Origin of the sequence: Yersinia sp. 2553 StPb PI (assembly GCF_052217105.1) — a bacterium.
In the GTDB taxonomy this organism is placed as follows: domain Bacteria; phylum Pseudomonadota; class Gammaproteobacteria; order Enterobacterales; family Enterobacteriaceae; genus Yersinia; species Yersinia enterocolitica_E.
Genome location: NZ_JAZGPX010000002.1, coordinates 3,235,761 through 3,257,159, shown reverse-complemented (window position 1 = coordinate 3,257,159; position 21,399 = coordinate 3,235,761). Strand labels below are relative to the sequence as shown.

Below are 21,399 nucleotides of genomic sequence, written 5' to 3'. Positions count from 1 at the left end.
TTTTTATTTCAATTAGTTGGCGGCGTTGCCGTAGTCAAGTGGAAGCCGACGCTGCGATAAGACTTATATCGGTCGCGCGCCAACTGTTTCAAATTTTCTTCGTAAGGGACGAAGTCTACCACTTCATGGAAAGCGGTGGCAAAACCTGCGAACTCTGGCAGCAGGCTGATAAGCAGGTCGCGGGGTGAATTACCGCGCCGTTCCGGCCAGGCAAGTTCGACTGGCGCGCCATATTTTGGCCCTTCACCGGCCAGATTGTGTGGCACAAATTGGTCTGGTGCTCGTTGCCACAGGGCTTCATCCAGCCGCTGAGCCTGTTCCTGACTTTCACAGGCGATTAGCACCCGTTTGCCCGCCCGCCAATGGACAGCTGCAACTTCGCAGGCCAACGCCTCATGAGCACGTAGTTCACCGGCGGGCGTGTCGTGTTCGAGCAGGTAGAAGGTGGCGTTTTTCATAGGTTCTCAGCACTCTTCGTCCTTGACGCCGCAGGGGTGTTGGTTGCACTCACTCACCCGAATCACTTACTGATGTAAGCTCATCGGGATGAGTTCGTTTGCCGCCTACCTGCAACCCCAATGAGCTTGGGTGTATATCAAATGGAATACATCAAACGATTAATCGTCGCCGTTTAGTCCTGCACGATTTAGCAGGAACTGAGACAACAACGCGACCGGACGGCCTGTTGCACCTTTGTTCTTGCCTGAACGCCATGCAGTGCCGGCGATATCCAGATGCGCCCAGCTATATTTACGGGTAAAGCGCGACAAGAAGCAGCCTGCGGTAATGGCTCCACCAGCACGGCCGCCAATATTTGCCATATCGGCAAAATTGGAGTCCAGTTGCTCGGCGTATTCATCACCCAGCGGCAAGCGCCATGCACGGTCACCGGCTTGTTCGGACGCCCCAATCAGCTCATGAGCTAATGGATTATGATTCGACATTAAACCGGTAATGTGGTGCCCTAATGCCACCACACACGCGCCGGTCAGTGTAGCGATATCAATCACCAGTTCTGGATCAAAACGCTCAACGTAGGTCAGCGCATCGCACAGTACCAAACGGCCTTCAGCATCGGTATTCAACACTTCGACTGTTTGGCCGGACATGGTGGTTAGAATATCACCAGGGCGATAAGCACGGCCACCCGGCATATTCTCACAACCCGCCAATACACCAATTACGTTCAACGGCAATTGCAGCTCAGCCACCACCCGCATCACGCCATAAACGGTTGCTGCACCGCACATGTCGTATTTCATCTCGTCCATGCCTTCGGCCGGTTTGATGGAAATACCACCAGAGTCGAAGGTCAGCCCCTTGCCTACCAGCACAATTGGCTTAGCGTCAGGGTTCGGATTACCCTTATATTCTATCACCGACATTAATGATTCATTCTGCGAACCATGGCCAACAGCCAGATAAGAGTGCATTCCCAGCTCTTTCATCTGCTGCTCACCAATGACGCGAGTAATGATATTGGTGCTAAACGCATCGGCCAGTTGGCGCGCCTGAGACGCCAGATACGCGGCGTTACAGATGTTGGGTGGCATATTGCCCAAGTCTTTAGCGGCTTTGATACCAGATGCCACAGCCAGACCGTGCTGTATTGCGCGCTCACCGCTGGTCAATTCGCGGCGGGTTGGCACATTGAACACCATTTTACGCAACGGGCGGCGAGGCTCGGTTTTATTACTTTTAAGTTGATCGAAGGTGTAAAGCGTTTCTTTGGCTGTTTCTACCGCCTGACGCACCTTCCAATAAGTATTGCGGCCTTTAACATGCAGTTCAGTCAGGAAGCAGACTGCCTCCATTGAACCGGTGTCATTAAGGGTATTGATGGTCTTCTGGATCACTTGCTTGTACTGGCGTTCATCAAGCTCACGCTCTTTACCACAACCAATTAACAAGATGCGCTCGGAGAGAATATTCGGCACATGGTGCAGTAACAGCGTCTGCCCGACTTTGCCTTCAAGTTCACCACGGCGCAATAAAGCGCTGATGTAGCCATCACTAATTTTGTCGAGTTGTTCGGCAATTGGAGATAGACGACGAGGTTCGAAAACGCCGACTACAATACAGGCACTGCGCTGTTTTTCCGGGCTGCCGCTCTTTACACTGAACTCCATGCACTCTCCTGAATCTTAAAGACAAAGGCGGAAGCTACCGCTAGAATGTAGCGCTCCGCAACGATCTCTCTCCGTTGTGTTAACGACGTGTGTTAACCTTAACGGCATAAGTTGTTTTGTTTTGGCGACTATAAGCATGTTCCTATAGGACACCTAAACGCTAGATGCTGTAATACTATTTTAGCTGTGAAGGTTGCCATATGATGAGAATAAATGGCGGATTAACGATGAAACTATCGATTTTCCTGCAAAAAGACAAGTTTTCACAGGCGTATTAGCGTGATCATCATTAGATATCTGGTACGGGAAACACTTAAGAGCCAAATTGCGATTCTGTTCATCCTGCTATTAATCTTCTTTAGTCAGAAGTTAGTACGGATATTAGGCGCTGCGGTCGATGGTGAAATACCGACAAACCTGGTTTTATCCCTTTTAGGGCTCGGTGTGCCGGAAATGGCACAACTTATCCTGCCATTGAGCTTATTCCTTGGCCTGCTGATGACGTTGGGCAAATTGTACACGGAGAGTGAAATCACCGTGATGCATGCCTGCGGCATGGGCAAAAAATCCCTCATAATGGCTGCATTGATTCTGGCGCTGGTGACTTCTGCTCTGGCGGCGGTTAATACCATCTGGCTTGGTCCGTGGTCTTCTAAACATCAAGATGAAGTATTGAACGACGCCCGCGCTAACCCAAGTTTGGCCGCTTTGGCCGGTGGGCAGTTTAAGTCTTCAACCGATGGCAATTCAGCCTTATTTATCGGTAATGTGACAGGCAAAGAGTTTAACCGTGTATTTTTGGCACAATTGCGGCCAAACGGTAACCAACGCCCCTCTGTGGTTGTAGCAGATAGCGGCCATATGACCGAACGACCAGATGGCTCACAAGTGGTTATTTTAAACAAAGGTACCCGCTATGAAGGCACCGCGTTGTTGCGCGATTTCCGCATCACTGATTTTGTTGATTACCAAGCAATAATCGGCCATCAGGAAGTGCAACAAAACAACAATGTGGCTGAACAGATGACTATGAAACAGCTATGGCGTGCAAATGAACCCGATGCCCGCGCAGAGTTTCATTGGCGTCTGACACTGATTGTATCGGTGATTATCATGGCGCTGTTGGTGGTGCCACTGAGTGTTGTCAATCCACGTCAGGGGCGAGTGCTGAGCATGTTGCCGGCAATGTTGCTGTATTTGATTTTCTTCCTGTTACAAAGCTCCCTGCGCTCTAATGCAGGTAACGGCAAGCTGGACCCACTTGTCTGGATGTGGACCGTAAACGGTGCATATCTGGCGGTTGCGGTGGTATTGAACCTGTGGGATGGCCTGCCGGCTCGTAAGTTACGTGCGCGATTGAGAGGTGCTGCCTGATGTTTGGTGTATTAGACCGTTATATCGGACGGACTATCCTCAATACCATTTTGATGACGTTATTCATGCTGGTATCGCTCTCTGGCATCATCAAGTTTGTCGATCAGCTACGTAAAGTTGGGCAGGGTGACTACTCAGCAGTTTCCGCTGGCATGTACACTCTACTGAGTATCCCTAAGGATATTGAGATCTTTTTCCCGATGGCGGCGCTATTAGGCGCATTGCTGGGTCTTGGGTCATTAGCGACTCGCAGTGAACTGGTGGTGATGCAGGCATCAGGTTTTACCCGCATGCAAATTGCCGCGTCGGTGATGAAAACCGCGATTCCGCTGGTATTGTTGACAATGGCGATCGGCGAGTGGGTTGCGCCTCAAGGTGAGCAGATGGCGCGTAATTTCCGCGCTCAGCAGATGTATGGTGGTTCACTCTTATCAACGCAATCGGGTCTGTGGGCGAAAGACGGTTCTGACTTTATCTATATCCAGCGGGTATCGGGTGACAATGAACTGACCGGGGTTAACATTTACCATTTTGATAAACAAGATCGCCTGCTTTCAGTGCGTTACGCCGCAACAGCCACTTATGACGACAATATTTGGCGTTTATCGCAGGTTGATGAATCTGATCTTACCAATCCTAAGCAAGTGACTGGCTCTCAGACCTTGACTGGCGAGTGGAAGACCAATCTGACCCCAGAGAAACTGGGGGTGGTTGCGATGAATCCCGACTCGCTCTCCATTCGTGGTTTATACGATTACAGTAAGTACCTGCGGCAAAGTGGGCAGGAATCGAGCCGTTACGAGTTGAACATGTGGGGCAAGATATTCGCACCATTCTCAGTCGCGGTAATGATGCTAATGGCGTTGTCATTTATTTTTGGCCCATTACGTAGTGTACCGATGGGTGTTCGGGTGGTCACCGGTATCTTCTTCGGCTTTGTTTTCTACGTACTGGATCAGATTTTTGGTCCACTTAGTTTGGTTTACAGCATTCCACCGGTCATCGGTGCGCTGTTACCGAGTATACTTTTCCTCCTAATCAGTGTTTATTTGCTGCTAAAACGGCGTTGATGGCGTTTTTTTCGACACTTAGACTAAACTTGGTGGGATAACAGTTGCATGCGGATCATTGCTAGGTATAATTCACCTCGTTCTCCGCATACTACTTCAGTGCCGAAGTGGCGAAATCGGTAGACGCAGTTGACTCAAAATCAACCGCCGCGAGGCATGCCGGTTCGATTCCGGCCTTCGGCACCATTAGTATGTAAATAGACCTCAACTGAGGTCTTTTTTTATGCCTAAAATCCAGTCCCAGCAAGGCTTTGCCCCGCTTTTCAGTCAACCGACGTCAATCTGAGTTACCCCACATCAACATGCTTGTGAGTATAGAACCGAGTATATATGCTGGTTCGATAATGCTTATATACTCACGGCAGCATATGGAAGGAATACCATCATGGCCCTGACTGATACCAAGGTGCGTTCGGCAAAACCTGAAGCAAAGGAATACTCGCTAGTAGACGGCGATGGCATGTTTTTGTTGATACACCCTAACGGCTCCAAATACTGGCGCTTTCGTTTCCGCTTTGGCGGTAAACAACATCTGATGGCTTTTGGTGTTTACCCAGAGACATCTCTTGCTGATGCCAGACATAAAAGAGAAGCTGCCAGAAAACTGGTTGCGGCAGGTATTGACCCTCGCGAACAAAAACGTGCAGTAAAAGAAGAGTTGGCTAAAGAAGTCTTCACCTTCGAAGTGGTTGCCAGAGAATGGCATGCGACTAATAAGAAGTGGTCAAAAGATCATAGCTCCCGAGTTTTGAAAACCCTGGAAGACTTTCTTTTCCCCTCTATCGGTAAATGCAATATTACCGAACTTAAAACCCGCGATTTGCTGGCACCCATCAAAGTGGTAGAGAAATCAGGGCGTCTTGAAGTGGCTTCGCGCCTACAACAGCGCACCACAGCAATCATGCGCTACGCCGTACAAAGCGGTTTGTAATGGTCAACTAAAACCGGACACGGATTTAGGCACATTGTTGTAATCGGCGTTCATATTCATTCGGCGATATATTGCCCAGCCGGTAATGCCGACGCTTCAGATTATAAAAACTGTCGATATAATCGATAACGTCCGCAATGCCCTGACTTCGGGTTTCATAGCGACGGTAGTTAACTCTCTCTGCTTTCAGGCTGCGGAAGAACCTCTCCGTAACGGCATTATCCAAACAGTTACCCTTGCGGCTCATACTGCCCGTCACATCAAGTTCCTGCTGGCAGGACTGGAACTGGGCGCTAGTATACTGAGCACCTTGATCGCTATGGAATACGACTGGGCCTGTTGGCCGTCGTTTATTAACCGCCAGTCGTAATGCCCGGATAGTCAGGGCGCTGTCCGGTTTGTCCGAGAAGGCCCAACTCACTATTTTTCTTGAACATAAGTCCATGACAATAGCCAGATATAACCAGCCCTGAGCGGTACGAAGATAGGTGATATCACCTGACCACCAGGTATTTAATGTCTCTGGATTAAACTGTCGATTCAACAGATTAGCCGCCACTACAGCCGGTTTACCACCACGTGGATAGCGATGACGTCCGGGACGCTTCGCAACCAGCATCAGGGTCTTCATTATCTGACGGACACGGTATCGGCCAACGTTAAAACCCTGTTCACGCAGCTCAATACACATGCGCCGACTGCCATACGTCGCATCCATTTCAGCATGAACATGCTTAGCCGCCGCATGAAGCATCAGAACATTTGCTCTGAGGGCTGGCCGCCGGCTTCGGGCGTAAAATACACTGCGCGTGAGCGACAGGCATCGACATACTTGCTGGATGTTTGCCCCGGCCTTCTTCAGCTTCACCGCGACTTTTTGTCGTTGTTCATTTCCATGGCGAAGAAGGCTGAAGCCTTTTTTAACAGGTCATTGTCGCTTTGCAACTGACGTACCTGCTTTTCAAGTTCCTGTATTCGTCGTTGTTCAGACGTGATCGCGGTGGCGATGGGAGTATCTCCCCTCACTTCTCCGCGATATTGGCGTAACCAGCGTTGTAATGTTGAAAGGCCTATATTCATCGTTTCAGCAGCCTGGGTCACCGGGTACTTATGCTGCAGAACCAAATTGACACATTCCTGCTTGAACTCATGGGTAAACGTTTTTCTTCGCATTTTCACCTCGTTAGCGTTGCTCATTATATCTCTAACAAAGTGTCCGAAATGATTAGACCATTACAGTTTGACCGATTATAATCCCGCGCAGGAAATGGCAGGAGCTGTCGCTACAGCAAAAAGGCAACATCGTGCCGCTTTAGAACTTAGCCGAACTTCTGAGCTCCTTCATCGTATTGACACATACACCGGTAGACCGCTCACTCGTTTAGCTATAGAAATAACGTTGCTTACCTTTATCCGTTCCAGCGAAGTGCGTTTCGCCCGTTGGTCAGAGATCGACTTCGAGACAGCAATGTGGACGATACCGGCAGATCGCGAACCATTGGAAGGGGTTAAGCATTCTCACCGTGGATCTAAGATGCGAATGCCGCACCTGGTACCGTTATCTCGTCAGGCCCTTGCAGTCCTTGAGAAAATAAAACGACTAAATGGTAATCGCGATTTAATTTTCGTTGGCGATCATGACCCGCGTAAACCAATGAGTGAAAATACGGTAAACAATGCACTCCGGGTGATGGGCTATGACACGAAAGTTGAGGTTTGCGGGCATGGATTTAGGACTATGGCATGTAGTTCGTTGATCGAATCAGGGATGTGGTCGAAGGATGCGGTCGAGCGGCAGATGAGTCATCAGGAGCGTAACTCTGTACGTGCGTCTTACATTCATAAGGCAGAGCACTTGGATGAACGCAGGTTAATGCTGCAGTGGTGGGCTGATTTTCTGGATGCGAATCGGGAGAAGGGGATTAGTCCGTTTGATTTTGCCAAATTAAATACAGGCTGATTAAGAAATCTATAAGGTATGTATCAGACATGCCTTTTTTTTGAAAAAAATTCAGGCTTCTACCGAACTGGAACCTTGCCAGACACATAAAAAATGCCATCTGCTGCGCAATGCCAAAAAACTCTTATTGTGAGCTTGGTTCGAGCGAGAGGGAGTTTTACACTGTGTCATCTTAAAAGCAGAATCCAAAAATTTAGCATGTGAGAAAGAAGCGTTCTTACTGTTATATCTAAGGCAGGAGCCATGACTAGTCGCCCGCAAATGATTATTAATGTTCTTCAAGCTAATCCTGACGAACAATTCACAGCTCGCCAGCTCGCCCAAAAGATCATAGATCACTATGGTGCAGAGCTTGCAGACAAGCGCCAAAACCCTCGTTTTGCCAGCGAAGAAGATTTCTTGAGTCAAATAGCAGCTGAAGTTGGTGGGAGCAGAACCGTGCAGGCAAAAGCAATGTGCCCCCAAGTTATGACGCGTGACAAGCCTCGACCTAGACTATTTTACTGGGGTAAGGAAATTGATAATGGTGTGCAACAAGAGTCATCTTTTGATTTCGCTCCGACTCCATCTGCTGAGACGGTAAGTTTTTCAGAGCATGCCCTTTACCCGCTTTTGATTGAATATCTTTCTGAAGAAGAAGAATTGCTTTGCCGCCGTATCGATGAAAAGCGTTCAAGTAACAATAAAGGCCTTGGGGCAAACCATTGGCTTTATCCTGATATTGTTGCATTGCAACCCCTCGATAAGGGCTGGGATACCGTAGTGCAAAACTGCGTTCGCCATAGCGAAGGGCGTTTAACCCGTCTGTGGTCGTTTGAAGTAAAACGCCAACTTAACCGTAGCAATGTTCGAGAATGTTTCTTCCAGGCAGTGAGTAATTCAAGTTGGGCCCACTTTGGCTATCTGGTCGCGACCGAAATTAATGAAGATAAGCAGCGTGGCGTTGAAAGAGAGCTGCAGATGTTGTGTGCATTGCATGGTATAGGTGTGATCCTGCTTAACCCGCAAGATCCAGGTAATAGCCAGACTCTCATCCCGGCACGAGAACGAACCAGTATTGACTGGCAATCCGTTAACCGTCTGGTGGTAGAAAACAAGGATTTTAAAGAATTTATCGATTTGGTTTCTGATTATCATCAGACAGGAAAAATACATAAAGCGTTGTGGAATAGATAACTCGACCCAAGATTTCAATCACAAATATAAAAATGAGATGGAAGTAAAATGGGAAATTTGCAATGAGTTAATAAGAAGATAAAAACTGTACATAGTTGAATCTAAGGTTTTTAAACTAGGTGACAGCTTGAACTGTCACCTTTATTTTGTTGATCGTTACGCCTGATGGACAAGCTATCTTACAGTAAACTTCCGCCTGATATGGGACTCATTGTTACCTAACGGTTACCTGTCCATTAATTAGCATCGGAAGCAGCCAGTCACGGAGTTTTATAAGCTGCTTATTCTCTCGCTCAAGATTCTCTTGACGACGGAATATATTAATGACAGTTTTAGTAAATTTATCTGTAATGTTTATTTCAGGAAGGATAATGTTGATTTCCTTGAGCGCTGAACCTGATATTTCTTTAAACGTAGATCCTGAAGCATGCTGTTCAATGATAGGAATACATTTCTTTACTGAATAATATACATATTCTGTAGAATATCCCTTGGTAGGGATAAAGGATTTAAAACCCTGATTGGTTGTAACTTCATTTATGGCAATTGCCATATAACCAATTGGCGCACGTGAGCTTAACAATACAGTCCCTGCTGGATATTTTTTCAGAGATGTTCCTTTAATCCCAGCCTCAGATACGTCCTGAGCTCCGTGAGATATAAACTTATATCCTTGGTTATTTGATAGATCATTTGGCGTAATCCAGGCAGTTCCATTTAATGTGAAATTTTCTGGATTATTTGTAGATGGGGTACTACCACCTACGATATGGCCTAAATCATCTAATGTTCCTGGTACCCAACCTATGGGAATTTCTCGTTTCAACTTCGGGTTATAAACCATCTTCCCACCCGAGTTTTTATACGGATTACCATTGATGTCAGGGAAATCAAACTGCACAAACCAGTATTCATACAGCATTTGTGCCATAGTCTCCAATTCGGTGTTGATACGGAGATTGAGATCGATTTTTTCTTCAATTAAATTAAAAAAATCAATAATTCTTTGCTGCTCTTCTACGCTCGGCAGTGGAACTTTGACATCATAGATCCTATCTGGTGAGGTGTGTTTTACCTTGGAACCTGATGATGTAAGTCTAATTTGCTCTCTGACTATATTTGTTCTAAATAGATGATAAATATAATCTTTAAGTAAGTATTTAGGATCTGTTGTTATTAATCCTAATCGCTGATTGTGCAAATAAATACCAGATTCAGGGATGCGCGCGCAACTCCCAAGCAGGCCTGGGGTTTGTTCTGTCATAGCAACAATCAAATCACCTTTTTCATGTAAATATCCTTCTGGAATTTCTCCCGAGTAATATTTTTCTTTCCCTGCTTGCCTCTTAAATCCCCCCTCTTCAAAGAAATTTCCAGGAGTTAATACAATGTAATCAGTCTCTTTTTCTGAAAAAAACTCGCCTTTAAAAGGGAAACCATGTTTTATGTTTATTTTGCCTTTCAGTTTTTCGATGTTCCAATTACTCATACTTCAATCCTGCTAGCTGATTATTAATATCCATCTCCAGATCGCGAGATTTACTAAATAAATTATTCAGATTATCGGTAAATCCTTTCATTTTCTCCGCAAACTGTTCCGGAGTTATATCGGTATATTCAATTTTTACATCAAAATATTGTCCGGCACTAAGTGAATACTTTTTGGCTGCAATGTCATCGTAAGAAACCACTACGGAGAAATCTTCTTCACTCCACTTTTTATTAAATACTTCGCAGATGTGCTGCTCTTCTTTTTCGCTTAATACCGTTTTCTGGTTTTTGCCATCTTTGACCTTTTCCCCTAAGCTAGAGGCGTCGATCAGTACCACTCCCTCTTTATTACTGTCATCGATAAACAGAATCGACACGTTTGTACCGGTAGTCGCAAAGATATTCGATGGCATAGAGACTACGCCCGCGAGCATCTTGTTATTTACCAGATGCTCACGAATACCTTTATCGATGCCAGATTGAGCAGTAATAAAGCCTGTTGGTACTACCACTGCAGCTTTGCCACCCGGTTTTAGCGAGTAAATGATGTGTTGCAGGAACAACTGGTAAATGGACATTTTGTCCTTTGCCGCTTTTGGTACTTTTGGGATACCGGCAAAGAAGCGTTCCTGATTCTCTTTACTGTCCAGAGCGTCACGGAAGTCGCTAAAATCCATCTTAAAAGGTGGGTTGGAGACAATATAATCAAAGCGTTTTATCTCCCGGCCGTCTTTGTGATACGGGTGCAAAATCGTGTTGCCCTGAACCACATTCGGGATGGAGTGCACCAGATTATTAAGGATTAAGTTTAAGCGCAGCAAGCTGGAAGATTTCTGTGAAATATCCTGAGCAAAAATACTGCAACGATCCTCGCCGATAGCGTGGGCTACGTTCATTAACAACGTACCGGAACCGGCTGATGGGTCATAACAACTCACGTCACGTACTTTGCCCTGTTGCTCTTTTGGCACCAGAATCTCAGCCATAATGCGTGCCACGGCATGCGGCGTGTAGTACTCGGCGTATTTGCCACCAGAGTTGCTGTTGTAGTCTTTGATCAGGTACTCAAAGATGGTGGCGTAGAAATCAAATTTTTGGGTAAAAATACGCTCAAAACTGAACTGACCGAGCTTATTGATGATGGCGCGGCAGAAGTCATCACGTTTTGATTCATCCGCAATGTATTGGCTAATGCGGTCAAACAGCACCACTTTCGCACCACCGTCAGTTTTCACCGCAAAGACATCATTGTTCGTTACGGCGATATCCAGCAAGGTATCGTCGAAAGTCTTAGCAAAATCAGCAGCATTTTGATTATTGAACAGATAGCTGATGAAGTGGTGCGGTTTCAGAGTTGCAGTATCCGCACTCATCTTGAGTTGCAGTTTGTTTAACTGCTCTTCACTCATGGCGCTTAGCACATCTTCCCAGCGCTTCTCATCAGCTAGCTTTGGATCAACTTTTTTCGCCTCAAAGGCAAATTTATCGTTCAGGAATTTGTACAGGAATGCCTGCGTGATGATTTTGAATTCGTTACCATCGTTACCCAGACCGTAGTTGGCGCAAATGCTTTTCAGGTTGTCGATTAGGGTCTTAGTTTTATCTCTAAATTCTAGCTCTACCACGTTCTTGCTCCGGTATTAAATTCGTTCAGGTACTCTGCGACAATCAGGCGGTTGATGTCTCTGGCTGCGTCGGCACTCAGGTTGATATGGTGCACATCTTCAAAATGGTTGATCACGCAAGACACCAACTGTTTTTCAAAGTAACTTTCGTTGTTCAGTATCTGGCTGTTGTTCAATACTTTTTCATCAGCATCCTGTTTCACACCAAACAACGCCTCAAAAATTCTACGCTCTGGCTCACCAAATGCGCCGCGCTCCTGTAACCGCTTATGAGTTCGGGCATACTTCCGGTCTCCCCGATACTTCTGGCGGAGCAGGTTGTTCTGGCGGTTCAGCTCCTTGATGCGGTCATGAATTCTATTGAGTGTGCCAATATTCGCAACCATTTCGTGCTGCGTGACGTCACTGAGTTTCTTTTTCTTAAACAGGCGTTCCAGCTCTTCTTTGAGCGTAATGAAGTGTGGGTCTTGCTGATCAAAGTTGCTGGCTAATGCTTCACGGGTACGGCGTAGAGTCTGCTTCAGCTTGTCGGCCAGAACCAGCTCCTCTTCGCCCACCTTCACGAACTCGAAAATGACATCTTCCAGCGCGCGATTTAGTAACCCGGAGATATCTTCACCCTGTTCCAGATTCTCTCTCAGATTGAGCAAGTCAAGGCGTGCACTGGCTACGCGGTAGAGGACATTGAGTCGGTTAAAATCAAGCTCAGTGAGGAAGTCGTAGTCACCCTGCAGACGAATAACGTTATATAGGCTTCTGGCATCGGCCAGAGCATTTTTGATCACCAGCGCGGTTTCACGATCCTGGATTTCGTTGATTTGGTCGGAGAAGATTTCGGCATTTTCGGTATCAAACTGGAACAGTACATCCTTGATGTGTTCGATTTCCTGGCGAATTTCCTCCTGAGATTTGAATAACTGGGAGTAGTTCGCCATCTCGTCGCCCAGTTCATCCTGCAGCTCTTCAAAGTAAGCTTTATTGGTGGCATCAAATTCTTGACTAATGTCGGCAAAATCCACCACATAACCATAACGAAAATTCTTGTAGGTTCTATTTACGCGGGTTAGCGCCTGTAAAAGACCATGTTTTCGGATCACGCGCCCGAGATAAAGCTTTTTCAGACGTTTTGCATCAAAGCCAGTAAGCAACATGTTGTAGACAAACAACAAATCGATTTTCCCGGCTTTAAAATCATCTACCCAATCTTTTCGCTCTTGCTTTGTGCCAACATCATGAAGAATTAAGGCAGCGTGCTTAATAGAGCTCTTCTTACGACCGGGAACGCTGTAAAGCGCCTGAGGCTCGGCAGCCTGAGGATAGCATACGATCTCTTGCTGTTCAGATTGCTTATCAGGAGAAGCAAACTCTTCATTAAAAAGTTCAAACATCTGTTTAGCCTGCTCAGAGCTGGAGCAGATAACCATCCCACCAATGGAGTCGTCATTGTAGGTTTTACGGCTATTTTCGAAATCAGTAGTAATGTAATCCAGCATTGGTTTAACAAAGCTTGGGTGCGAATAGACTTGAGTCTGCTGCCCGCTACCCATTTGTACCTCAGCATCTTTTAGCGCTTCCAGTAACACTATTCTGTAGTTACTGGCAATTTCTTCGCGGATAAGGCGCAGTGTATATCCGTCTGCAATAGAAGCATCGTAATAGTATTTGTGGATATATTCACCAAACAGTAACCGCGAGTTGTAGTCGCTTCCTAGAAGTGGTGTTCCGGTCAAGCCTATTTTAATCGCGTTGGTATCTGACAGGGTTAGATTGGCCAGGAAACTGCCCGTTGGATTATAACTACGATGAACTTCATCCAGAAAATAGACTCGCTGAATACTGACATCGTAATCTTTGGTCGTAACGATATCAGGGTCATCTTTAAATTTCTGAATGTTGACGACGGTGATTTCAGGCTTTCCAAGATGGTTATGAATAACCTGTGTTGCTTTAATATCACGAGAAAAGTCTTCACGAGAATCGATAAGATGAACCGTCAATCCTCGAGCTGTGAACTCACGATGCGCCTGTTGTAATAAATCCAGTCGGTCAACAATAAAATAGAATTTAGGGATCACCTGTTTTTTCTGAAAATAATCCGTCAGAAAGCTCACGTTGTAATAGGCCAGCGCAGTTTTGCCACTACCTTGTGTATGCCAAACGATTCCTTTTTTGAGTCCTGCATCTAACTTGCGTGCTATCGCCTTTGTAGCAAACAACTGCGGGTAGCGCATGATGTGCTTCTCAAGTCCAGTGGACTCTGTGACATAAACCAGCGCATAGCGCAGAATAAATGCCAGACGATCTCGGCTCAGGAGCGAAGTACAAATGCGATTAGTCGGTCGATTATAATCTTTATTGATCTGGAACTCAGGGCTGTTACGAATTACTTCAAGGTTATTGTCTTTTAACACAACTAATTCAGATTCTTCAGACAACGGCTTTAACATTGCCGTCAGGTCAAAAATCTCTTCTTCACGGAAATAGTTGAATACTGGCTTATGATACGAACTGCTGGCGTAGAATGCTCCTTGAATCGGTTCCGGATCGCCGTCGTCATACTCCATGTTATTGGAGAAAATCATAAATTGGGTGATGTTGGCAAAACGCCTAAATTTCGGGTTCTGAAAACGTTCGTTGATACGTCTTCGTTCATCTATAATGCCTTCCCGATTATTTGGCTTTTTAACCTCGATGAAAACCAATGGCATACCATTTATCAGCAATGTGATATCAGGGCGGAATTCTTCATCGCCATTTACACAAGTTAGCTCGGTAACAACATGGAAGCTATTGTTGTTGAAATTATCAAAATCAATAAGTTTTATATTAGAGCGGTCTGTTAGTTTTTCGAAAAATGCGCGCCCCAAATCTTCGTTATCTAGTAAGAGTGATATCTCTTTAAGAAAGCGCTCTACGTTATCCGGGCTAGTACTGGGGTTGATCCTGGCAATCGAGGTTTTGAAGATCTCAGGGAAAATATTAGTTCCCTTATCCCAATCCTGCCCTTTGAGTGACAGATAGGTATAACCCAACCTAATGAGATGAAGAATCGTTGGGATTTTTACGCGAGTATCTTCAGTAAATTTCCCTATTTTGGTAGGCGTTATCATTCCTCAAGTATCCTCTCAAACAATTTGCTTATGTCGCATTGGAAGAGTGCACAAAGCTTATCTACCGCCTCCAAATCAACCTTTTGAGCAGTTTCTTTGTACATCAGCGTTATGGTATTGCGGCTGATGCCGGTTTCTCTGACTACATCAGCGATGCGCATTTTGTGCTCACCCATTAGTCGGGCTAGATGGCAACGGATCATTGTTGTCCTACTATGCAAATGTGTTAGTGGCTATCGTAACACTATACGATTTTTTTTAGCCTTACCGAACATTTTTTCAGTTCAACTTAAATATTTCTTCATTATACGAATTTTTAGTTATGAAAGTGGTAGCCCGAGAGCATTTTTGACCCTACTCGGAGTTAGGAACATTCGGTGAACTCGCGTCGTGAAACAACGTGAGTTCTATCGAGTATTTTGGAGGGGACCGCGAGAAGCGAGTTGGTAAGACAATACATTCCAGCCAGTTGATTACGTGACCATTATTATTTAACCAGACTCAAATGTGGAGGGCGTTTACCAGAGGTTTGCTGAGATAAGCCTTCCCCATTGATGGAGCCCATAAAGAAGCTATTGCTGAAGGTAAGAGCACTTACTTCATCTGCAGGGAACCGTAGTTGTTCGAGGATCGTACTACGCTTGATCCCACTTGAACGCAGTGCTGAAAATACCTTTTCTAATACAAGTGATCTCTCACGATCGTCCATGCCTTGTGGTTCGCTGGTCCGATACCCCCGCCGAGCTAACTCAATTGATAACTGTCGATAATGCCATTCGGTAGATAAACCCACATCGAATGTGCGACGGACCAAAGCTGCGAGTGATACTTTCCAATTTTTTTTCATTGAGATAAGTAGATCCAGCGATGGCATTCTTGGGACTGTCGCCAAAACACTACGTTCAGGCATCAAAAAAGATGATGCAAAGCGGTCGGCATCTAGCTCAGCTTGCCTTCCATTATTGCTCGAATGTTTGTGAAGAACTAAATGACCTAATTCATGAGCTGCATCGAAGCGGCTACGCTCCGGTGTTTTCATTGTGTTCAGAAGAACAAATGGTTTTTCATCAATCCAAAACGAAAAAGCATCAACTTCAATGCAATTTTCAGCGAGCGAGAACACACGTACACCATTAGCTTCCAGAAGGTGAATTAAGTTAGAAATCGATAATTCACCGACTCCCCAGTGTTCTCTCACTGCTCGGGCGGCACGATCAGGTTCCGAATAACCATCGAAGCTGCAATCAGGAATATTGGGTTTCGGTAGTTTGAATTTTTCTTCAATCCAGATCGATAACTCCTGGGCAAGTTTGCCTGCACCAAGCGCTGAATCTCTCTTCTGTGCGCTTAGCTTAGACATTGCTCGAAAACTAACCGATTCAGGAGAAAGAGAAGGGACGTCTCCGTCGAGGAAAAACTCAACAGGGTAACCAAGAACAGTAGCGATTTTATCCATACTGTCACTGGCTACAGCGTCAAAGATACCGGCCTTCTCATAGTTCGAAATCGTTCTGCTGGTCAATTCAGCTGCTTCGGCTAAAGCCCTTTGTGTCAGACCTCTTCGTTCTCTTGCTATACGTAAACGCTCTGAATTAAACATGGTACATACTTAGCCTACTTTTAAAATGTCGAGGTCAATATCCGGCGTAAATAGTGGTGCATCATTACTCTGGATAATCGGCTCAGGTCCGTGGATATCAAGTATCAAACGCGTAGAAAAGCTATTAACTACATTTTTATCGTTGTACGAAATAGGCCGAGAAAGTTCTGCACGGATGCCGACACGGTGAAAGTCATCGATTTCATAAAAATCGTAGAGTAAAAACCATAAGTCCATTCCGATTTTATTTGGCAGGAGAGGGACAATATCGCCTTCGAGTAGATCAAGGTCCAACTTAAGTTGGTTATCGTCAAGTTTGAGAACTCCTTGCCCTGGGGTATTGTTGTGAATCAACCCCATCAGTTCGCAAGTAAAGTCACCTTTCTTCAGGCGAGATTCAGGGTATCCATGAAGAAGCCCAGTTTGATCGCAGCCACGGCATAGGTAAATTGCAACTTTATCGCTAACGGTTAATTCAACATTTCGAATAGATAGCCGTTTGTACCCTTTTGGCGCAAGAATCTCACGAGCGCCGCTAACTCCCTCACCATAAAAATACTGCCCACGTGAAATTGCAGGGTGGTTTTGGGTCGTTGAGTAACGGCCTGATAATCCTCTTTCGAGGATACGGCCAAGATCACCTTGGCTGAGATTCATAGGCTGCAGATAGGACTCAACGTCACCAGGGTCAGCCAGCACGACAGTTTTTGCGAGATTGTGAGAGTACATTGGCAGTGCCTCTTATGGATTTTCTATTTTTTATACCTCATTTGAGGTTTGAAAACAAGAAAATTACTGGATGCAATGCCAGTGGGTGCGTATTGTTCACCTAACCATTAAAGTGCGAGAACAGCAAAAGAATCGACAAAGCAATAACCCTAAAAAAATAGTGAGAAAAGTGACCTTTGCCCATATCTGAGGCAGAATAGAATTAGTTAATTGCCGCGCCTCAGGAGTCTTCACCGTTATGATTAGCCTTGTTTTTTCTTATTCCCATGTAGATGAAGCACTACGCAATGAGCTCGAGAAACATCTTTCGCCCCTCAAGCGGATGGGGAAAATCAGTACATGGCACGATCGCCGTATCGATCCTGGGCTGGAATTTGAACACCAGATTGATCATTATTTTTCCGAAGCCGATATTATTCTATTGCTCATCAGCAGCGATTTCATCGCCTCCGATTATTGCTATCAGGTTGAAATGACCAACTCGATGGACCGTCACAAGCGCGGTGAGGCAGTGGTCATTCCGGTGATCTTAAGAGAATGCGCTTGGCACCAGTTACCGTTCGGCAGCATTATGGCGGCGACAATCGACGGTAAGCCCATCACCAAATTTGCCAGCCACGATGAAGGTTATGTTCAGGTCTTTGATGCCGTCTCTCGCGCTATTGCCAGTATGGAAGCGAAAAAACCACAACAGAGTGTGCATGTTTCTTCTCCAGCTCCGGGGAATCCGGTGTATCAGGCAACAGAGACGGTTTTTACTCCACGTTCCAGCAATCTTTCTCTACCAAAGACCTTTACCGACCTTGATAAAGATCGAGCCCGACGTGAAGGTTTTGAGTATGTCGCCCGTTATTTTGAGAACTCTTTGGATGAACTCAAGAAACGCCATGCTGGATTAGACGTCGATTTCCACCTACTTGATGCGAATTCATTCACTTGCGCGGTGTATATCAACGGTAGCAAGGTTGGTCAATGTGGCATCTGGCGTGGCACCCAACACCATGGAATGGGAGATATCTGCTATAGCCAAGAAAACGTTGTCCGAAATAGCTATAACGAAAGCTTGACCCTTGTTGATAACGACCAAACTCTAGGGTTTCGTGCTCTGATGGGAGGCTTTAGTAGTGGCGCCTCACGGGAGGCGCTGTTGACGAACGAAGGGATGTCAGAACATCTGTGGGGAATGTTTTTCGGAGTAATCAAGCAACGCATGTCCCGTTGATTAATCGCCCCACAATCTTGTATCTAGCCCGATTTGACCGAAGCCGGTTCTGACAAATTACGATAAGGATTTAGTAATGGTACAACTTAATCTTGCCAAGGTGCTGTTACTGGGAGAGCAAAACAATGGGTATGTGCGTTACGAAATATTTTCAAAAGAAGGAGAGCGCGCGGACTATCCTGAAAAAATAGTGGTTTATCGTGAGAAGATACTGGAGGTGAATGGCGATAAATATTGGGCTAAAACGGATGAAATAATCAATCTGGAGCATCTTGGATTCCAGAAGGATGGATTTCAGATGGCAATTACTTACAACATGCGTCCTTCGCGGGATATGTTTTCGGCGATAGATGAATGCAAAAAACATTATTGTAAGAACTGCTAACACGAAGATTTTATAACGGATTCATCCAGAATAGTTGATTTAAGTTCTACTTCACTGCTGAAGCACAGAGTATTGAATGTCAAGTAGGACTTCAGCTGAGACAGTTTCGACGTTGCTTCCAATGACGCGAGCATTTGTTCATCGCGGTAGGATATAGATTGATGTATCGAGTTAGGGGTTGAAGGGTCCTGCATAAATCAATTATTGAAACTCGATAATAACGAATATAGTACCTCGTATAGTTGGAGCACCAGCACTGCTGTCTATCTCCAGAAGCCTGTCCACTCTTGTAATGGTCTAATCATTTCGGACACTTTGTTAGAGATATAATGAGCAACGCTAACGAGGTGAAAATGCGAAGAAAAACGTTTACCCATGAGTTCAAGCAGGAATGTGTCAATTTGGTTCTGCAGCATAAGTACCCGGTGACCCAGGCTGCTGAAACGATGAATATAGGCCTTTCAACATTACAACGCTGGTTACGCCAATATCGCGGAGAAGTGAGGGGAGATACTCCCATCGCCACCGCGATCACGTCTGAACAACGACGAATACAGGAACTTGAAAAGCAGGTACGTCAGTTGCAAAGCGACAATGACCTGTTAAAAAAGGCTTCAGCCTTCTTCGCCATGGAAATGAACAACGACAAAAAGTCGCGGTGAAGCTGAAGAAGGCCGGGGCAAACATCCAGCAAGTATGTCGATGCCTGTCGCTCACGCGCAGTGTATTTTACGCCCGAAGCCGGCGGCCAGCCCTCAGAGCAAATGTTCTGATGCTTCATGCGGCGGCTAAGCATGTTCATGCTGAAATGGATGCGACGTATGGCAGTCGGCGCATGTGTATTGAGCTGCGTGAACAGGGTTTTAACGTTGGCCGATACCGTGTCCGTCAGATAATGAAGACCCTGATGCTGGTTGCGAAGCGTCCCGGACGTCATCGCTATCCACGTGGTGGTAAACCGGCTGTAGTGGCGGCTAATCTGTTGAATCGACAGTTTAATCCAGAGACATTAAATACCTGGTGGTCAGGTGATATCACCTATCTTCGTACCGCTCAGGGCTGGTTATATCTGGCTATTGTCATGGACTTATGTTCAAGAAAAATAGTGAGTTGGGCCTTCTCGGACAAACCGGACAGCGCCCTGACTATCCGGGCATTACGACTGGCGGTTAATAAACGACGGCCAACAGGCCCAGTCGTATTCCATAGCGATCAAGGTGCTCAGTATACTAGCGCCCAGTTCCAGTCCTGCCAGCAGGAACTTGATGTGACGGGCAGTATGAGCCGCAAGGGTAACTGTTTGGATAATGCCGTTACGGAGAGGTTCTTCCGCAGCCTGAAAGCAGAGAGAGTTAACTACCGTCGCTATGAAACCCGAAGTCAGGGCATTGCGGACGTTATCGATTATATCGACAGTTTTTATAATCTGAAGCGTCGGCATTACCGGCTGGGCAATATATCGCCGAATGAATATGAACGCCGATTACAACAATGTGCCTAAATCCGTGTCCGGTTTTAGTTGACCATTACAAGCTACATATCCGGTTATATGTCATTGTCGTTATTTGGTCGTCGTGGGTGGCCATGCTCATGAGCGAAATATTGATTCAGCACCATCCCATAATATCTCCAAGCGAGGTTGATGGCCCGATAGTGATATTCTCATATAGCCCCCAAATTTTTGTGTCAGAGCAGCATAAATTTGACCTCTATCCCGATCATAATTTTTGTGCAGTTCGCATCTCAGGCCTGACTACAACCAAATGAGCGTTCCTCACTGCTGTAGATTTTAGTACGCTCTTTCGCTAGGTAACTTATGCGAAGGGTTAGTTTGTCCAACGCCTCCCGAAAATCATGGCGATTCACGTCTAGGAAATAAAGGGGATGTTCAGGAAAACGAGCTAGTCCGCGGCATTCTGAATAGTCACTCATTCCCAGCGCACTCAGCCAGGCCTCTTGGATAAGCGACGCCAGCCCGGTACCGTTATCGTCGTAGATTCCAAGTGTATTGAAGCATTCGGTACTCACAAACAGTACTGCATGGTAATGCTTCTTACCTAAAAGGTCGGCTTGCTCTCGGACCCAAATGTATCGTAAGGAATTACGATGTATTCGCTTTTCTCCTCTGGCTTTTCTTTTCCGATATGCTGCAATTTTGGCGTTCAACGACTCGATAAAGCGTGACATTAACCCTTTGCGAAGATCAGGGCTGTAGATAATACTGTCGCCAATATCACGGTATTCAGGCAGGCGAAGGTCCACCCGAATAACGGTCGTGCGTGAGTGATCGTTGAGGGCATTCCAGATAACTTTCATGATTTGTTGCAGGTAATGGGTATTGAAGGGTACCTGGCGTTTATCCAGTACCATTTCTTTGATTTCATTGAAAATTAACATAATAGTTTCCTCCACCTGTCGATTTTAGGCAAAGAGACGCCCTGCCGGGTCACAGACAGGCATAGTGGATATGTGGATTCGGATTTATGGGGCTGACAGGGATACGGGTTACTAGAGTTGTGATTTACTGCCGTACTCTACGCGACTGTCCTGCTGCTCACCTCTGGAATGTTGTTTAAGTGTTTGTATAGCAAGGAGTC

General features: G+C 45.8%; 18 protein-coding genes, 1 tRNA gene and 2 pseudogenes. 10 read left to right on the top strand and 11 right to left on the bottom strand.

The features are described 5' to 3' along the window. Positions 1-8: 8 nt before the first annotated feature. Both V2A84_RS16405 and pepA read right to left on the bottom strand, forming a co-directional pair. On the bottom strand, positions 9-458 hold the full coding sequence (locus tag V2A84_RS16405; RefSeq protein ID WP_004704882.1) for a DNA polymerase III subunit chi: 450 nt from the start codon (positions 456-458) through the stop codon (positions 9-11). Positions 459-617: 159 nt separating this feature from the next. Beyond that, positions 618-2,129, bottom strand: a complete 1,512-nt coding sequence (pepA, locus tag V2A84_RS16400; RefSeq protein WP_005186600.1) for a leucyl aminopeptidase — start codon at positions 2,127-2,129, stop codon at positions 618-620. Between the two features lie 279 nt (positions 2,130-2,408). Between pepA and lptF the strand changes: the two genes are divergently transcribed. From lptF to V2A84_RS16380, 4 genes and pseudogenes are all read left to right on the top strand, one after another. After that, a complete protein-coding gene (lptF, locus tag V2A84_RS16395) occupies positions 2,409-3,503 on the top strand; it encodes an LPS export ABC transporter permease LptF (RefSeq protein WP_083160822.1) in 1,095 nt (364 codons plus the stop codon). Next, complete coding sequence (gene lptG / locus V2A84_RS16390) at positions 3,503-4,573, top strand: LPS export ABC transporter permease LptG (RefSeq protein ID WP_083160821.1); 1,071 nt, start codon at positions 3,503-3,505, stop codon at positions 4,571-4,573. The genes lptF and lptG overlap by 1 nt, the downstream gene beginning before the upstream one ends. A 101-nt stretch (positions 4,574-4,674) precedes the next feature. Then, a tRNA-Leu gene (locus tag V2A84_RS16385) sits at positions 4,675-4,759 on the top strand. 199 nt (positions 4,760-4,958) lie between these two features. Then, positions 4,959-5,501: pseudogene (locus V2A84_RS16380) on the top strand (tyrosine-type recombinase/integrase); the annotation flags it as partial. 28 nt (positions 5,502-5,529) lie between these two features. Here the strand turns inward: V2A84_RS16380 and V2A84_RS16375 are convergent. Then, entirely contained in the window at positions 5,530-6,372 is an 843-nt protein-coding gene (locus tag V2A84_RS16375; RefSeq protein ID WP_442848611.1) for an IS3 family transposase, read from the bottom strand. After that, a complete protein-coding gene (locus tag V2A84_RS16370; protein ID WP_442848610.1) occupies positions 6,369-6,701 on the bottom strand; it encodes a transposase in 333 nt (110 codons plus the stop codon). The genes V2A84_RS16375 and V2A84_RS16370 overlap by 4 nt, the downstream gene beginning before the upstream one ends. A 43-nt stretch (positions 6,702-6,744) precedes the next feature. Between V2A84_RS16370 and V2A84_RS16365 the strand changes: the two are divergent. Both V2A84_RS16365 and V2A84_RS16360 read left to right on the top strand, forming a co-directional pair. Beyond that, positions 6,745-7,464: pseudogene (locus V2A84_RS16365) on the top strand (tyrosine-type recombinase/integrase); the annotation flags it as partial. A gap of 243 nt (positions 7,465-7,707) precedes the next feature. Beyond that, positions 7,708-8,640, top strand: coding sequence for a COG2958 family protein (locus tag V2A84_RS16360; RefSeq protein WP_442848979.1), 933 nt, complete (start codon positions 7,708-7,710; stop codon positions 8,638-8,640). A 214-nt stretch (positions 8,641-8,854) separates the two neighbouring features. Here V2A84_RS16360 and V2A84_RS16355 read toward each other — a convergent pair whose 3' ends face one another. The 6 genes from V2A84_RS16355 to V2A84_RS16330 all read right to left on the bottom strand — a co-directional run bounded on the left by V2A84_RS16355 (position 8,855) and on the right by V2A84_RS16330 (position 17,195). Then, a complete protein-coding gene (locus V2A84_RS16355; RefSeq protein WP_442848978.1) occupies positions 8,855-10,129 on the bottom strand; it encodes a restriction endonuclease subunit S in 1,275 nt (424 codons plus the stop codon). Beyond that, entirely contained in the window at positions 10,122-11,756 is a 1,635-nt protein-coding gene (locus V2A84_RS16350) for an HsdM family class I SAM-dependent methyltransferase (RefSeq protein WP_442848977.1), read from the bottom strand. The genes V2A84_RS16355 and V2A84_RS16350 overlap by 8 nt, the downstream gene beginning before the upstream one ends. Continuing rightward, entirely contained in the window at positions 11,750-14,866 is a 3,117-nt protein-coding gene (locus tag V2A84_RS16345) for a type I restriction endonuclease subunit R (RefSeq protein WP_442848976.1), read from the bottom strand. The genes V2A84_RS16350 and V2A84_RS16345 overlap by 7 nt, the downstream gene beginning before the upstream one ends. After that, positions 14,863-15,069: a helix-turn-helix domain-containing protein gene (locus tag V2A84_RS16340; RefSeq protein ID WP_261109885.1), complete on the bottom strand. Its 207-nt coding sequence runs from the start codon at positions 15,067-15,069 to the stop codon at positions 14,863-14,865. Before V2A84_RS16340 ends, V2A84_RS16345 begins: the two co-directional genes overlap by 4 nt. Positions 15,070-15,353: 284 nt before the next feature. Then, positions 15,354-16,466, bottom strand: coding sequence for a helix-turn-helix domain-containing protein (locus V2A84_RS16335; RefSeq protein ID WP_442848975.1), 1,113 nt, complete (start codon positions 16,464-16,466; stop codon positions 15,354-15,356). A 9-nt stretch (positions 16,467-16,475) separates the two neighbouring features. After that, the gene (locus tag V2A84_RS16330) at positions 16,476-17,195 is read right to left on the bottom strand and encodes a hypothetical protein (protein ID WP_442848974.1); all 720 of its coding nucleotides are present in this window, start codon (positions 17,193-17,195) and stop codon (positions 16,476-16,478) included. A gap of 238 nt (positions 17,196-17,433) precedes the next feature. On the opposite strand from V2A84_RS16330, the gene V2A84_RS16325 reads away from it, so the two are divergent. The 4 genes from V2A84_RS16325 (at position 17,434) to V2A84_RS16310 (ending at position 20,303) form a co-directional block, all read left to right on the top strand. Then, positions 17,434-18,417, top strand: coding sequence for a toll/interleukin-1 receptor domain-containing protein (locus V2A84_RS16325; RefSeq protein WP_442848973.1), 984 nt, complete (start codon positions 17,434-17,436; stop codon positions 18,415-18,417). Positions 18,418-18,493: 76 nt separating this feature from the next. Next, complete coding sequence (locus tag V2A84_RS16320; protein ID WP_442848972.1) at positions 18,494-18,802, top strand: hypothetical protein; 309 nt, start codon at positions 18,494-18,496, stop codon at positions 18,800-18,802. Positions 18,803-19,131: 329 nt separating this feature from the next. Next, positions 19,132-19,464: a transposase gene (locus tag V2A84_RS16315; RefSeq protein WP_442848610.1), complete on the top strand. Its 333-nt coding sequence runs from the start codon at positions 19,132-19,134 to the stop codon at positions 19,462-19,464. Continuing rightward, positions 19,461-20,303, top strand: a complete 843-nt coding sequence (locus V2A84_RS16310) for an IS3 family transposase (protein ID WP_442848611.1) — start codon at positions 19,461-19,463, stop codon at positions 20,301-20,303. The genes V2A84_RS16315 and V2A84_RS16310 overlap by 4 nt, the downstream gene beginning before the upstream one ends. A gap of 242 nt (positions 20,304-20,545) precedes the next feature. Here V2A84_RS16310 and V2A84_RS16305 read toward each other — a convergent pair whose 3' ends face one another. Next, complete coding sequence (locus tag V2A84_RS16305; protein WP_442848971.1) at positions 20,546-21,199, bottom strand: inovirus Gp2 family protein; 654 nt, start codon at positions 21,197-21,199, stop codon at positions 20,546-20,548. Between the last annotated feature and the right edge of the window lie 200 nt (positions 21,200-21,399).